Source organism: Brevibacillus aydinogluensis (assembly GCF_961514395.1).
GTDB lineage: Bacteria > Bacillota > Bacilli > Brevibacillales > Brevibacillaceae > Brevibacillus > Brevibacillus aydinogluensis.
Window position 1 is genome coordinate 1678792 of sequence record NZ_OY569118.1, and the last position, 14892, is coordinate 1693683.

Genomic DNA, 14892 nt, shown 5'->3' on the forward strand with positions numbered 1-14892 from the left:
ATTTACGGAAAATGGGGTGGGCGAGGTATGTGGCTATTGTTTCGTTATGTCTTGAATCCGATCCAAGATTTCTTGCAGTGATTTTCCGGAAATTCGATCTGTAAATTCTTCCCGATAAGCATGGTTTTCCAAGACTACCTTCTTCCCGTCTACCTCGAGGGTTTGGATGGTGATGTTCTTGTCAGTCAAGTTTGTTTTTAATTCCGCTTTCCCGTCTTTATGAATCATGATTTGAAAAGGTTCTACGGCAGAATAGTAATGGTCAAAGTCTTTGTTTTTATTCAAAAATAGGAGGTAGCGATGTCCGAATTCCGGTTTTTGATAGAGTGGATCTTTATTTTTTATTTTCTCTTTTTTTCCTTGTTCTGTAATTAACGGAATTGTCTCCTCATACCTTAGATTTATTTTTATCGTTTCCGAGGGAATGTTTCCTTTTACGACCTCAACGATTTTAAAGTTGTAGAGATGACCTTCCGTGTAGTTGTCCTCGTCTGGTTGCGATGGATCATCAGGATTTCTGGCCATGTTCCATGTTGAATCAAAGCTGGTATATTCCCCAAGGACAACCACATCGGATTGTTTGGTCATGTCGTCAATGGTTTCTGCGACGGGATAGTCATGACTGGATGTGACTTTGATTGTCTCTTGTTTCGTGAAGTCAGTCCAGTAAACATAGGTAGAGGCGCCCACGACAAACAGCAAAGCTGCGAATATGATGATGTGTTTATGTTTCATCGGTATTACACTCCTTTCCGCTATTTGTATATGGCATTAATGCCGTTTATATCATCCTTTTGAGGTGTGTAAACAACACTTCTATCCCTGTTTGAGTCCATAATAGATCCGTTAGAGGTATGATCTAATCCCATAGCATGACCTAATTCATGGTTTGCTGTACTCCTAGCATAATTAGTCTCCGTTATTTTAGGATGTCCAGCATTAAGTTCACCGATAAACTCAGATACATAGTTTAATGTTCTGTATGTGGTCATCCTCCCCAAAATGGAAGATCCGCTTTCGTACCAGGAATTCAATACACTGTTACTTTCACTATTGTATGAAAAATCAACTTTCGATTGCACTCTTTCCCAGTCTGAAATTGCCTCCTTCCAAGCCGTTTTTAGTAAACTTTCTCCGCTATCCAACCGATCCCCCCATTTGTAAGTTGGGTAGGCTGTAGAACAAGTTGAGCATTTAAAAAAACGCCAGCCAGCCAAGTTGTATGCCATTGATATTCCGCTAAAAGATACCGTAGACAAAACGATTGATACAATACAGAGAGTTTTTATTCTTTTACGCATCTCCAATACACCTCCACTAATACTATCCCTTTAAGTTATATGATACATATAATGGAATTTTGTGTCAATTATGTAATTAAGTATTAGTGGAGTGTTTTATATAACTACTAAAGTAATGGAATGGCGAAAAATAAAAAATGGTTAGCTGCATTTTTGTGACGGCTTCCCTTTTATCACTCGATCATATGACTCCTATTTTTGGGAGATCTTATTGGGGCTAACAGATTTTATGTAGGTAAAAGGAATTGCGGCACGGATGTGGTCATGGATGGGAAGTTTCTAGGTGTGAGGGGATTGGAGAGCACAAACGATACTTTCTGGTATGTAAACAGTAACAGGTCATTGAAAAACTGCGATGGTACGGATTGACGTTCAAAGCAGTTGGAAGATAAAGTTTAGACTGATAAACTATATAAATAACGGGCTAGGAAATACAAGAATTGGAAGATGTTTGTGGACAAACTGCCTTTGGTGAACACAATAACACAATAACACAATAATACGATACGGAGGCACTGATGGGACAATTACGAATGGTGAGAGAGTTAAGGCTAAAAACCTGGAATTCTACCTAATAACCGATGGTTATGCTGGCCCGAAGGTTTGTCATATGTTGATCGTGGACTATAGAAGGCCGAGTACCCTGGAAGATTTCCCATTTTTAAAGGGCATTGAGGATGAAAATACGTTCGGAAGGGCGAACTTCATTAAAGTGATTTTTATTTCGGAGCAAGAGCTGGATGGGCAGCTGAAAGAAGAATTGAAGATCATTGCATCGGGCTTCTTGGAAAACAAACCTGATTGTCATTGGTTAATGGAGTATGAGATCGCTTCGATCGACCCCAGACACGTTGGTCTGGGAGAAAATATTGTCTCCTCGATAAAGCCTATTTTATCAAAACACAACTTCTCTTTGGACTACAATGATATTCCACTTCAACATTTTAATTACTTATCACAGGATATCGATTAATCAGTTTTATGAGGGTGTAATTTCGGCCTCCCAGATGCTGGGGGGGCTGTTTTTTGCAGGATCTATATTAATCTATAAAGGAAGGTATGAAGCGATTTTATGCAAAAGGCAGGATGTAGATTTTTGCAGCACTACGGAAAATGTAGAAGCGCGGGGATAGGGTGCAAGAAGAGTGTCCAGGACACTCTTTTTTGTTTTTCTGCATAAACGTAATGCAGTTTGGATTCTGTGACGTACCGCTATACAGCGCACTTCACATCACCCACCTTCAAAAGAAAAGGCACCGCGTGGGTGCCAAGCGTGCTGCTATTCTTCAGAACTTACATAAAAGATAATGAGGTATTCACCTTTATCTACTTTCACTACCTGATGTACTTCCACGTCTATATATCCATCTTCCTCTAAAGTTTGTATCATCTCGCGTAAATGATCAGAAAACGGACCGGTTTTCTTATTGATTTTTAAATCGACAAACAGCTGATGGCGTTTCATTTTTTCACCTGTTCTTTAGGAATAATGGAAATTGTGTACTTTTCTCAGGTTGATCCACATTTAATATCACTCTGTGATGTCTTGTAGGAGTATCATTTGTACTGATATTACCATCAAATTCTTTCGCATAAAATATACGCTTATTTTTACCGTTTTTATCTGTAATAGTCCAGGTATTATCAGGTTTTTTCAACGTAAGATCTTTTAATTTCTTGACATCAACATCTTTCCCGTATTGCGTTCTATTACTTGTGGATTTTGTATTAGGATTATATTTATGTCTTTCAAATGCGTGCTTATTAATAAAATCTCCTTCAATTGTTCCACCATTTGTTTTTTTAGGAACAGGCGGATATTTTGGCTGTTTGGGTTTTTTCGGCTTCTTTTTCTTCTTATTTAAATCTCTGTCAAACAAGATATCTCCATTAGATTGTACAGTTCCTTTAAACTCAGCGACATAAGACTCTCCATATTCATCATAATCAGTATATCTAATAATAACGGTTTCTCCAGGGGAATATTGCGAAGCGATTTCTCTTAATTCATCACGTGTAAAAAAATCATAAACATTATAATTATCTCCTACTGCAAATGTACTACTAGGAAGTGTTAGAATTAGCAACGCTATTGCTATAATTTTTGCGAGAATAGACTTCATTCGGCTTCATCTCCTTATGGTTAACTTTTACTTGTATATATTTAGCAAACAATCAACAAAAAGTAAATACATTTTTTTGTTTATTCTCAAAGAAAGTCTTCCTACCTTCCAACAGAAAAATTGAAAGCCATAGAAATCTCGCCCCCTTGCGGATGTAGTAGAGAAGGGGGCGATGGTTTGTCGATAATTAAAGAATTGAAACCTCCAGTTTTTTATTCGCATTATGGCATTAGTGCAGATTGCAATAAACGAGAAAAATGCAATATGTTTGTAAACGATAAGATAAAGTAGGTAGAGTTAAATTAAGAAGTCATATACAAGATTCCATTCACAAGATTCCACAGTTAGATCCCTTGGATGTAAATTTTTTATTTACGGTAATCCAAAATTGAATAAGAGCAAGCAAACAATACTTTCTTGTTTGCGCTGCAGTGTGTCACTCCAGAAAGAGGCGGTTGGTCCCTTTGTACTTCAGATAAGCAGACAACCCATAAAGCAAGAAAGCATTCATCCGAGAGCTGCACCTCCTGCTCAAAAAGCTGCAAACAAAATAAACCTGTACATACATGTAATACCATATTATCCTTGGAAGAGGAGTGTGTGGCAAGCCGAACATTTTCAGCAACGACGAGAAATGCGCTTTGGGGAGAACACGGATTTCTTTACCCGGCAGCTGGCAATGACGTCCTCTTTCGCAACGTTTAGGAATGTTGATGTTTAAACGCTAACGGAGAAAAGCCGGTGAGTTTGCGAAACACGTGATAAAAATGGGCAGTATCATTGAAGCCTACCAAAAAACAGATTTCCGTATTATTTTTCTCTCCCTGTAACAGTAAACGTTTCGCCTGTTCAATGCGAATGTGGTATAAATACTGTTTTGGACTGATTCCTGTTTTATTCTTGAACAACCGCTGCAGATGGTACGAACTCATTCCAATCCGTTTGGACAATGTTTGCAGCGTCCAAGGTTTATCGTATTCGTTCTCCAAAATGTGTTGCACTTTTTGAATGACTTCGTGATTGGGGTCATACGTGGACTGATCCAGATCCGGACGGCACCGTTTACAAGGTCTATACCCTTTTTGCAATGCCTCTGCTATATGAAAAAAGAACTCGACATTCTCTTGTTTGGGTGTCTTGGATTTGCATGAGGGGCGGCAGAAGATTCCCGTTGTTTTCACGGCATAGTAGAAGCATCCGTCATACATTGCATTACACTGAACAACGGCTTCCCACATGGTTTCACGTTGAATCTTCATTGCCTTCCTCCTTTGCGCGTTACATATCATTTCGATACTGGATTTTACGTTTTCCTGTCGCTTTCCTGTATAGAAAATACACAACACACACCACAGCGGGGACCAACAAGTGAAAACCCAGAAAAGGAACGGCAAGAACAAGCACGATCAAGGAGACCAGACTGCTCATCCATGGTGTGGTTCTTCTTTTGTACAAGGTGAGGGCGGCAAGCATCGAGATGATATAAACAGAAATACCCAGGGAATTCGGGATGTACAGCAATTGGGTAAAATGAATTTGTAAAAACGCGGTCAGGATGGCCCCCAATCCGGCAAAAATGACGACCAGCCAAACGACGCGCGTAGGCGTCCTGGTTCGGGGGTGTAAATAATGAAACCAGGCAGGCAGCGCTTGATCTCGCCCTAATGCGTAACCGAGTTGAGCCAGACTGGCAACATACGCATTGACCGTACCCGTACATATGATCAAGGCCAACATAGCGGTAATCAGCTGTGCTTCAAATCCCAAAGCGCGATGAATCATGATTCCGATAGGGGATGAATCACTTTCCACATTTCCATACGTTCCACTGCCGATTGTCATAAAACTGAGCAGAAGAAACACGATGCCGATGATCACCGCACTAAGGAGAGCACTGCGCACCAAATCTTTCTCTGGATGTTTGAAGCGGTCAGCCAGACTGCAGATTGCCTCCCAGCCGAAAAAGGACCAAAAAATCATAATCACAGCTGTTCCTACAGGATACCATCCTTTTGGCGCAAAGGGATGGAAGTGATCCCAGCGAACGTATGGCAATGTGACCGCCACTGCAATACACAACAACAGGAGCAAAAGTATACTGAGCACCAAAGACAATTTGCCGCTTATCCGAACACCGAAATGATTGGACAGACCTCCGATAAGCAACATGAAGCAGGCAATCAGGGCATTTTCCATAGCGGAGAAGTCAAAGGCGGCTCCGATGTACGCAGCGCCTGTCAACGACACAATAATCTGTCCGACCGCCGCTGCCAAAAAATAAAACCATCCCACGAGATTTCCGGCATGCTCCCCGAAAGCCATGCGCGCAAACGTCGCTGCGCCCCCGGCGTCGGGGTACGAACGGGATAACGCGGCAAATGTATAGGCGAGCGGGAAGCTGAACAGGACCATCATCATCCAAGCAACAATAGAGGCGGGCCCCGCCACAGTCGCTGTACTCGAAGACAAAAAGAGAGTCCCTGAGCCAAGAATCGCTGTAATATATAGCGCGATGGCTTCGGGTAAAGTAATAGAACGATTCACGTTGGATGAACCTCCCTTGTCGTCACATCACATTTTTTCGCTGTCAAACTTTACTGACGATTCGACTCAAAAACGCGACTGCATAAGGAAAAAGAGCAATCAAATGAAGAACCCCTTTTCATGTAAGTACCTTTTACGTATCACAATCAAATGAAAAGATCGTCTGTTGTTTTTGCGAAGTAATTTTGAGAGATGGTTAAGCCAGGGAGATTGCACGGAGAGTTGGACGATATCGGAAATGGGAGTGAGAAACATGAAAAGGCGCTTGCATTGGCGCTCTATCATTATCGTTATCCTCTTAATGGCATTCGCCGTCGGTATAAAGGTTCGGTTCTATCCCAGCCTTGAAAGCGTTAATACGAAGAGGCTTCAAGTAGTGTCCGAAAGTGTGTCACCTGATGGTCATTATGTACTAAAAACGTATGTAATGGGAGGGGTTTTGCTGCGATCTGACTATAGTTATATCGGAGAAATTGAATATGGTGATCAACGGCGGAATGTGTTTTGGATTAGCGGCAATCAATTTGAAGAGCCGAAATGGATTGATGACCGCACAATTGAAATTGACGGCAAGAGAATTGACATCCTGACAGACCAATATGACTTTCGATGGGATTGATTATTCTACCTGCCGCTGTTGCGTGAAGGGGGACTGGTGCTGTCTGACAAGCTGCTGTCCGCGGCGCTGGCCGTCTCCAGTCCGGGAGTAGACGCTGCCTCACGGAAAACATGGAATAGAAGCTGAAAAAGAAGAATTTCCATCACTGCTATTCTATCACATTTCCATTTTCATTAGATTCATAACGAAAGGTTTTCGCCAATACTATGAACCCTAGCGCTCCGGCACTTCGGGTGTTGAATTCGCCATTGTGCGAATTCCTTCGAAGTATTTTTTGCTTACGGTCTAAAATGCACCATAAATAGGGATTTGTGGAACAATGCAATCCAACAATCGTTCGTATATAATGTAACACTGTAATCAGACATCATCGTTGATGTCAGTGTTCAGTGGTTTCTTTGGGATCTGTCCGGGTGAAGAGCCCGATGGAGAAAAGCAAAACCATAAAGGAGTAGTAATAGCTATGAGCGATAAAATACTTGTTGTGGACGATGAACGGGAAATTGCCGATTTGGTTGAGCTGTACTTGAAAAATGAGAATTATACCGTGTTCAAATGCTATACTGCCAAAGAAGCGTTGGAATGCATCGAGAATACCGTGCTTGACCTCGCGATACTGGATGTTATGCTTCCTGGTTCGAGCGGCCTTTCAATTTGCCAGCAGATACGTGAAAAGCACAACTATCCCATCATCATGCTGACCGCGAAAGATTCAGAGGTGGATAAAATTACCGGGCTGACAATCGGGGCGGACGATTATATCACGAAGCCCTTTCGCCCGCTGGAGTTAATTGCACGGGTCAAGGCGCAGCTGCGCCGTTACAAGAAATACAGCGGAGTTGCGGCGCAACATGAACATGTTATTGTCCACTCTGGCCTCGTTCTTGATATAAACACACACGAATGTTTTTTGAACGAAAAACCTCTATCCCTCACGCCTACTGAATTTTCCATTCTGCGCATCCTCTGTGAAAACAAGGGGAAAGTGGTCAGCTCTGAGGAGTTATTTCACGCGATCTGGGGCGACGAATATTACAGCAAGAGCAACAACACCATTTCCGTGCATATCCGGAATTTGCGCAAAAAAATGAACGAGAACATGGATAATCCGAAGTATATAAAAACCGTATGGGGAGTTGGCTATAAAATTGACAAATAAAAGAATAGATTATTCCCAGCTGACACGAAAACTCTACGTGTATATCCTTTTGAATGCTGTGGCAGCCGTTGGATTGGTGCTGTCTATTCGTTTCCTGATTCAGGGGGAACTTGGGGATTGGATCGTGCGGTTACTGGAAGACATCTTTTACCTGAGGCGTCTGGAAGCGATGATGATTTATCAGTATGTTTTTCGCAACAATATGGAACTCATTATTTTTACGGCGATTGCCATCAGTTTTCTGCTTCTGTGCCGCATCATGATTTCAAAATTCGCAACATACTTCGACGAGATCAATTCCGGCATTGACATCCTGATTCAAAACGAGGACAAGCAAATAGAGCTTTCTCCGGAATTGGGGTTCATGGAACAGAAGCTCAACACATTAAAACAGACGCTGGAAAAGCGGGAGCAGGATGCCAAACTGGCCGAACGACGAAAGAATGAGGTTGTCATGTACCTGGCGCATGATATTAAAACTCCGCTTACATCTGTCATCGGTTATTTGAGCCTGCTAGACGAGGCGCCGGACATGCCGGAGAAGCAGAAGGAAAAGTATGTGCGGATTGCGTTGGACAAGGCGTCTCGCCTCGAACATCTGGTCGACGAGTTTTTTGAGATTACGCGGTATAACCTCCAAACGATTACGCTTACGAAAAAGCACATTGACCTGTACTATATGCTCGTGCAGATGATTGATGAATTTTATCCTCTGCTTGCCGCAAATGGAAAACAGGCGGTTCTGCACGCTCCCGAGGATTTGACTGTATACGGTGATCCCGACAAGCTGGCGAGGGTCTTTAACAACATTTTGAAAAATGCCGTTGCATACAGCGAGCACAACAGCGTGATTGAAATTACAGCGGGTCTCTCCGGGGACAAGGTGTCCATCGCGTTTAAAAACACCGGCAGCATTCCCGAAGACAAGCTTGCTACCATCTTTGAGAAGTTTTACAGGCTGGACAATGCCCGTTCCTCCGATACGGGCGGCGCGGGACTTGGATTGGCGATTGCTAAAGAAATCGTCGTTCAGCACGGCGGACAGATTTACGCGGGAAGTGATGATAACTGCACGACGTTCACGGTAGAGCTCCCGGCCTTGCCAGAATTGGATAAACGGAGTTCCTGAGAAACGAATATGGATTCTTAAGAAAATCTAAAGGTAATCTCCACTTTTTCTTAGGAAAATAACAAGTTCCTATTAAAAAATGGCTCGTTCTTATGCGGTAGACTTAAACCCGTAAGAACGAGCTTTTTCGTTTGGGCACAGCAGGTGTTCACAATGGAAAAAGGGTGCCTTTCGCTGAAAGGAGGGGACTTCCTATTGAAACACATGAACATCACCGTTTATGGATGCGAGCAGGATGAGGCAGATGCATTCCGTGCCGTTTCGCCGCGTTTTGGCGTGATTCCCACGATCATTCACGACCCTGTGTCAGAAGCCAACGCAAAATACGCCCATGAATGTATCAGCGTGGGGCACAAAACCGAGGTTTCTGCCTCTATCCTTCTCGCGCTGAAGCGAGCCGGCGTGAAATACATTTCGACCCGAAGCGTCGGCTGCAATCATATCGATACGGCTGCTGCCAAGAGATTGGGCATTGCTGTCGGCAATGTGACGTATGCGCCGGATAGCGTAGCCGATTATACCATGATGCTGATGCTCATGGCGGTACGCAACGCGAAATCGCTGATGCGCTCTGTGGAAAAACACGATTTCAGGCTGGACGGCGTCCGCGGCAAGGTGCTGAGCGACATGACGGTCGGCGTGGTGGGGACTGGCTGTATCGGCGAAGCGGTTATGGAGCGGCTGCGGGGATTTGGCTGTCGTGTGCTGGCTTATAGTCGCAGCCAAAAAATCGAGGCGAATTATGTTCCGTTTGATACGTTGCTGCAAACGAGCGACATTGTTACGCTTCATGTGCCGCTCAATGCGGATACGCGCCATATGATCGGCCGCGAACAAATACGAAGAATGAAGCAAGGCGCGTTGATTATCAATACAGGGCGCGGTGCGCTCATTGATACCGCTGCGCTGGTTCAAGCGTTGGAAAACGGAAAACTTGGCGGCGCCGCATTGGATGTATTGGAGGGAGAAGAGGGGCTTTTCTACTGCGATTACACCCAAAAACCAATTGACCATCCATTTTTTCAGAAACTGCAGCGGATGCCAAACGTGATTATCACGCCGCATACGGCTTACTATACCGAACAGGCGCTGCGTGAAATCGTTGAAAAAACTGTCCAAAACTGTATGGATTTTGAAAGGAGTCTGGCTCATGGATAAAATCAAAGTTGCCATCCTCTTTGGCGGCTGCTCGGAGGAGCATGATGTGTCGGTAAAATCGGCTGTTGAGATCGCCGCCAACATTAATACCGATAAATACGAGCCGATTTACATCGGCATTACGAAATCGGGTGTTTGGAAACTGTGCGAAAAACCGCGCCCGGACTGGGAAAACGGCAATTGTTGTTCAGCCGTGCTCTCGCCGGATAAACACATGCACGGATTGATTGTGCTAAAGGACAACGAATTTGAAATCCGCCGCGTTGATGCAGCATTTTCGGTTTTGCACGGAAAGTCGGGTGAAGATGGATCAATTCAAGGTTTGTTTGAATTATCCGGAATCCCCTATGTAGGCTGCGATATTCAAAGCTCCGCGATATGTATGGACAAATCGCTGGCATACATCCTTGCCAAAAACGCTGGCATCGCGACTCCTGAATTTTGGATCTTGAATCATGACGAGAGCCTGGCGGCAGAAGCGCTTCCCTATCCGGTTTTTGTGAAGCCGGCGCGTTCAGGCTCATCCTTTGGCGTGACAAAAGTCAACAGTGCGGATGAATTGGACGCGGCCATTGAAACGGCTAGACAATATGACAGCAAAATCTTGATTGAGCAGGCTGTATCGGGCTGTGAGGTCGGCTGTGCCGTATTGGGAAACAGCGCCGAATTGATTGTTGGCGAGGTAGACCAAATCAGGCTGCGGCACGGTTTCTTTCGCATTCATCAGGAAGCCGAACCGGAAAAAGGCTCTGAAAACGCAGAGATCAACGTTCCCGCAGACCTGTCGGCAGAGGAGCGAAGACGGATACAGGAAACGGCCAAACAAATATACAAGGCGCTCGGCTGCAGCGGTCTTGCCCGTGTTGATATGTTTTTACAAGAGAACGGCTGCATTGTGCTTAACGAAGTCAATACCTTGCCCGGCTTCACTTCATACAGCCGATATCCCCGCATGATGGCTGCTGCAGGCATAACGCTTTCCGAATTGATTGACCGCCTGATCGTATTAGCGTTAGAGAGGTGATCAGCATGGAACAGGGATTTGTTTATTTGGATGAAATACTGCCCGGTGTTCGCTGGGACGCCAAATACGCCACGTGGGACAATTTTACGGGAAAACCCGTAGACGGTTATGAAGTCAATCGCATCGTGGGAACACATGCCTTGGCCCTTGCGCTGCTGGAAGCGCAGAAGCGGGCGGCGGCTCTTGGGTACGGTTTGCTGTTATGGGACGGGTACCGGCCCAAGCGTGCGGTAGAGTGCTTCATGCGCTGGTGTGAACAACCGGAAGACTACCGCACAAAAGAAAGATTCTATCCGAATATCGAGCGATCCGAGCTGGTGGCAAAGGGATATATTGCGTCACAATCAAGTCACAGCCGCGGGAGTGCAATTGATCTTACGCTGTACCACTTGGATACGGGTGAACTTGTTTCCATGGGAGGCAGCTTCGATTTGTTGGATGAGCGTTCACATCATGAGGCCAAAGGGATTACAGACATGGAATTGCAAAATCGCAGACTTTTGCGTTCCATTATGGAAAACAGCGGGTTCGAATCCTATCAATTCGAATGGTGGCACTATGTGTTACGAAACGAACCCTATCCCAATACGTATTTTGATTTCCCTGTGAAATAAGCGTAACCGCCTGTTGACAATGGGCGGAGCAAACGGGCGGTGTGAGGTGCCGCCCGTCCATTTATTTCGTCTCCCTTTTCCGCTGAGCACGGGGAGGACAGGCCGTCCTCACCAAGAACAGGCGCGTAGGCCGTCTCACATGCAAGCGCGGCACTCTCAACAAGCGCTCACTTAGGAGGAAGCAAAAGATGAAGAAGTGGGTATTTTTATTGTGTCTCGTTTTAGCCGTTTATGTTTATATAAAGGATTCTCCTTTTTTCAGGATCGAGGAGCGATTCAACCATTTCACCAAAGGAACAATGTCCACATAGAAACGCGCGGTACAGCTGAGAATAACCTGACAAAAACGATAACCATTGCAAAGGAACAGATTTACCAAGGAAACCTGCTCTTAATCAACAGTACCTATCCTGTTCGCCAGGAGGGGGTACGATCAGATATCGTCAATGTGGCGAAGCATGCTGAATTGCTGGCAGGCTACGGATTACATCATCAAAATATGTATCTGTCAAAAGAAGTCGCACAAAAGTTTTCCGAGATGGTCAAAGATGCCGAAAAGGATGGAGTAAATCATTTCCTGATGAACAGCGGATACCGTACCGTTCATGAGCAAAATCAATTGTATGCAGAAATGGGCCCTGCTCACTCCTTGCCGGGAGGTTACAGCGAACACAATTCAGGCTTGGCACTTGATGTAGGATCAAGTGTAACGAAAATGGAGCGAGCTCCCGAAGGAAAGTGGCTGAAAGAAAATGCCTGGAAATACGGCTTTATCTTACGCTATCCAGAAGATAAAACCGATGTGACCGGCATTCAATATGAACCATGGCATATCCGCTATGTCGGTTGGCCGCACAGTGCGATCATGAACCAGGCGAATTTCGTTCTCGAAGAATATCTGGATTTTTTGAAGGAACAGCAGTCCATTACGGTTACGATCGACAACCAGGTTTATAACATCTATTACTATCCAGTCTCCCAAGCTACCACGATCCCTGTGCCTGAGCATGGCCATTATGAAATCTCAGGCAACAATATGGATGGCGTGATTGTGACAAGTTGTAAAGGTTGTGCATAATGGAGCCGATTCTTGGGATTGGTTGTATTTGGAAAATGAATTTGGCACAAAACGTTTGCCGTCCCGTAATTTCAATGATTTTGGCCATCTTCATAATTGGCAGTTCCATGCTAGAAGGGTAACGAAGCGGCCTTTCCACGGTGATACCACGATACCGGGAAAGGCCTGTTTACTATGTGCAAACCTTAGATCGACTGTAATTTCCGCTTTTCTGCGAGCAGCAGCTGAAACTCCTTCTCCAATTCCTCTGACGGCTCCAGGCTCAGACGGCTGAGAACGTCAGATATTTTCGTCTCGAGCAGAAGCAGTTGTTCCTCCCTGTTTTTCAGTTCCGTATCCGGCGGTACGTAAGTGAGAAACTGCTCATAGCTGCCTTCGAATACAGTGATCCGGCTGTGGTCAAAAGCCAAAATCCGCTTCGCAATGTTCTTGATAAACCGACGGTCATGAGAGACGAACAACACTGTGCCTTCGTATTCCTGCAGCAGAGATTCCAACGCTTCGATCGTCTCGATATCGAGAAAGTTGGTCGGCTCATCCAGCACCAACGTATTGACGTCGCTGACGAATAACTTGGCCAGCGCGACCTTGACACGCTCGCCGCCGCTCAATACCGCTACGGGTTTGTAGACATCATCCCGGAAGAAGTGGAGTCGTGCCAATACCGTTCGGATCAATGTTTCATCCTGTGAGGACGTGGATCGGACGTTATCCAATACAGACTTGTTGATGTCCAGCAGATCGATGTTTTGACTGAAGTAGCCGATTTTGACGGCAGGAGAGAGCTTCACGTGTTCTTTCGGCCGGATGATTGACTTCACCAGCGTCGTCTTGCCGCAGCCGTTCGGGCCGATGATGGCGAGCTTATCGCCGCCGCGCACATTGAAGCTCACCGGCTGCCAGAGGATGCGCTTTCCAATCGTTCCTGACAGGTCGTTCACCCGCATGATGATCCGGCCTTTGAACGTATCTTCGTTCAACAGATTCATTCGGATCGGGGGAAGCTCCCGCCGTTTCTCCACTTTTTCCAGCTTCTCCAGCCGCGTCTCCAGCGCTTTGGCCGTTTTCTGCATCTTTTTTTGCTTTTTGGCAAAGTAGGGCTTGGCGCCGGTGATTTTGCTTTCCGAAGGTGAGACTTTTCGCGGTTTTTTCGTCGCTCGTTCGGCTTTTTCCTCCTTTAATCGTATCGCACGCTCCAGCCGTTTCTTCTCCTGCATGTATTGTTCATATGCTTGATCGTGCTGCCGGTCTTCTAGTTCCCGCTGCTCGGCATACTTCGAATAATTGCCTTTGTACACGTTCAACTTCCCGCCACGGATTTCCCAGATCGATGTGCAGAGTGCATCCAGGAAGGTGCGGTCGTGCGAGACGATGACGAACGCGCCTTGCCAATTCTGCAATTTTTTCTCCAACCACTCGATGTGAGAAGTGTCCAGATTGGTGGTCGGTTCATCGGCAAACAGCAGTTCCGGCTCTTTCAAGAGCGTATTCTGGATGATTTCCTGGGTCAGTTCGCCGCCGCTTTTGGTCGTATCCGTTCGCTTCAATTGCGGAATGAATTCGCATCTGGCGCGGAGCGTCACCATGCCTTCATCCGGTGACTTCATTCCCGCCAGCACTTCCATCAACGTCGTTTTGCCGCTGCCATTGCGTCCGACAAGTCCGATGCGGTCATTCGCACCAATATAAAGGTGTGGAGCTTCAACGAGCAAGCGGTCTTTTACATAAATTTTGATGTGATGTGCCTCTAATAACATCGTGCATCATCCCCATGATTCGGTTGATTAGAGGAGGGGGATCAGATAAAAAAAAGCCCCCTTTTCTGCATTCAGAATAGGAGGCATAGATGCACGCCGTTACGGTGCATATTATCCGCAAAGGGTCACGCACTGGGACAAATGCAATATGCTAATCCTATTCTGAAACGCGGTTGAAGGCATAGCAAACCCAAGACCGGTCATGGTCATAAACCGGCATTGGTCGACTAGCGGATCAACAGGGGATCCGAGCCGTGCAGCCTTCCATTGATCGTTTCGTATGAATAGGATTAGTTGTGCATTGTCTTCATTGTCACCCTTTCCCGTTCGTTACTCTCACCTTACCCAATCGAGCGCGGTTTGTCAAACGCCAAGCCTTTTCTTGT

Annotated in this window: 14 protein-coding genes and 1 pseudogene; 8 read left to right on the forward strand and 7 right to left on the reverse strand. The window is 45.4% G+C overall.

What is annotated here, in order from left to right:
• Positions 1 to 33: 33 nt before the first annotated feature.
• Both Q7F15_RS08275 and Q7F15_RS08280 read right to left on the reverse strand, forming a co-directional pair.
• Positions 34 to 735, reverse strand: a complete 702-nt coding sequence (locus Q7F15_RS08275) for a cardiolipin synthase (RefSeq protein WP_304415395.1) — start codon at positions 733 to 735, stop codon at positions 34 to 36.
• Positions 736 to 755: 20 nt separating this feature from the next.
• Entirely contained in the window at positions 756 to 1301 is a 546-nt protein-coding gene (locus Q7F15_RS08280) for a matrixin family metalloprotease (protein WP_304415396.1), read from the reverse strand.
• Between the two features lie 610 nt (positions 1302 to 1911).
• On the opposite strand from Q7F15_RS08280, the gene Q7F15_RS08285 reads away from it, so the two are divergent.
• Positions 1912 to 2274: a hypothetical protein gene (locus Q7F15_RS08285; protein ID WP_304415397.1), complete on the forward strand. Its 363-nt coding sequence runs from the start codon at positions 1912 to 1914 to the stop codon at positions 2272 to 2274.
• A 306-nt stretch (positions 2275 to 2580) separates the two neighbouring features.
• On the opposite strand, the gene Q7F15_RS08290 is transcribed toward Q7F15_RS08285, so the two are convergent.
• From Q7F15_RS08290 to Q7F15_RS08305, 4 genes are all read right to left on the reverse strand, one after another.
• Positions 2581 to 2766, reverse strand: a complete 186-nt coding sequence (locus Q7F15_RS08290) for a hypothetical protein (RefSeq protein ID WP_304415398.1) — start codon at positions 2764 to 2766, stop codon at positions 2581 to 2583.
• A gap of 4 nt (positions 2767 to 2770) precedes the next feature.
• On the reverse strand, positions 2771 to 3424 hold the full coding sequence (locus Q7F15_RS08295) for a hypothetical protein (RefSeq protein WP_304415399.1): 654 nt from the start codon (positions 3422 to 3424) through the stop codon (positions 2771 to 2773).
• A 701-nt stretch (positions 3425 to 4125) separates the two neighbouring features.
• Positions 4126 to 4683, reverse strand: a complete 558-nt coding sequence (locus Q7F15_RS08300) for a bifunctional transcriptional activator/DNA repair enzyme AdaA (protein WP_304415400.1) — start codon at positions 4681 to 4683, stop codon at positions 4126 to 4128.
• Between the two features lie 19 nt (positions 4684 to 4702).
• Positions 4703 to 5968 carry an APC family permease gene (locus Q7F15_RS08305; protein ID WP_171564543.1) on the reverse strand — a complete coding sequence of 422 codons (1266 nt, stop codon included), beginning with the start codon at positions 5966 to 5968 and terminating at the stop codon, positions 4703 to 4705.
• Between the two features lie 253 nt (positions 5969 to 6221).
• On the opposite strand from Q7F15_RS08305, the gene Q7F15_RS08310 reads away from it, so the two are divergent.
• The 7 genes and pseudogenes from Q7F15_RS08310 (at position 6222) to vanY (ending at position 12749) form a co-directional block, all read left to right on the forward strand.
• On the forward strand, positions 6222 to 6587 hold the full coding sequence (locus tag Q7F15_RS08310) for a DUF5412 family protein (protein WP_304415401.1): 366 nt from the start codon (positions 6222 to 6224) through the stop codon (positions 6585 to 6587).
• A 463-nt stretch (positions 6588 to 7050) separates the two neighbouring features.
• The gene (vanR, locus tag Q7F15_RS08315; RefSeq protein ID WP_171564545.1) at positions 7051 to 7746 is read left to right on the forward strand and encodes a VanR-ABDEGLN family response regulator transcription factor; all 696 of its coding nucleotides are present in this window, start codon (positions 7051 to 7053) and stop codon (positions 7744 to 7746) included.
• Positions 7724 to 8875 carry a vancomycin resistance histidine kinase VanS gene (gene vanS, locus Q7F15_RS08320; protein ID WP_304415402.1) on the forward strand — a complete coding sequence of 384 codons (1152 nt, stop codon included), beginning with the start codon at positions 7724 to 7726 and terminating at the stop codon, positions 8873 to 8875. The genes vanR and vanS overlap by 23 nt, the downstream gene beginning before the upstream one ends.
• Before the next feature lie 153 nt (positions 8876 to 9028).
• Positions 9029 to 10033: a D-lactate dehydrogenase VanH gene (vanH, locus tag Q7F15_RS08325; RefSeq protein WP_376717843.1), complete on the forward strand. Its 1005-nt coding sequence runs from the start codon at positions 9029 to 9031 to the stop codon at positions 10031 to 10033.
• Entirely contained in the window at positions 10026 to 11057 is a 1032-nt protein-coding gene (gene vanA / locus Q7F15_RS08330; RefSeq protein ID WP_304415403.1) for a D-alanine--(R)-lactate ligase, read from the forward strand. Before vanH ends, vanA begins: the two co-directional genes overlap by 8 nt.
• 5 nt (positions 11058 to 11062) lie before the next feature.
• Positions 11063 to 11671, forward strand: coding sequence for a D-Ala-D-Ala dipeptidase VanX (vanX, locus tag Q7F15_RS08335; RefSeq protein ID WP_171564549.1), 609 nt, complete (start codon positions 11063 to 11065; stop codon positions 11669 to 11671).
• A gap of 188 nt (positions 11672 to 11859) precedes the next feature.
• A pseudogene (gene vanY / locus Q7F15_RS08340) lies at positions 11860 to 12749 on the forward strand (VanY-A/VanY-F/VanY-M family D-Ala-D-Ala carboxypeptidase).
• A 185-nt stretch (positions 12750 to 12934) separates the two neighbouring features.
• Here the strand turns inward: vanY and Q7F15_RS08345 are convergent.
• Entirely contained in the window at positions 12935 to 14506 is a 1572-nt protein-coding gene (locus Q7F15_RS08345; protein WP_304415404.1) for a Vga family ABC-F type ribosomal protection protein, read from the reverse strand.
• Positions 14507 to 14892 lie beyond the last annotated feature (386 nt).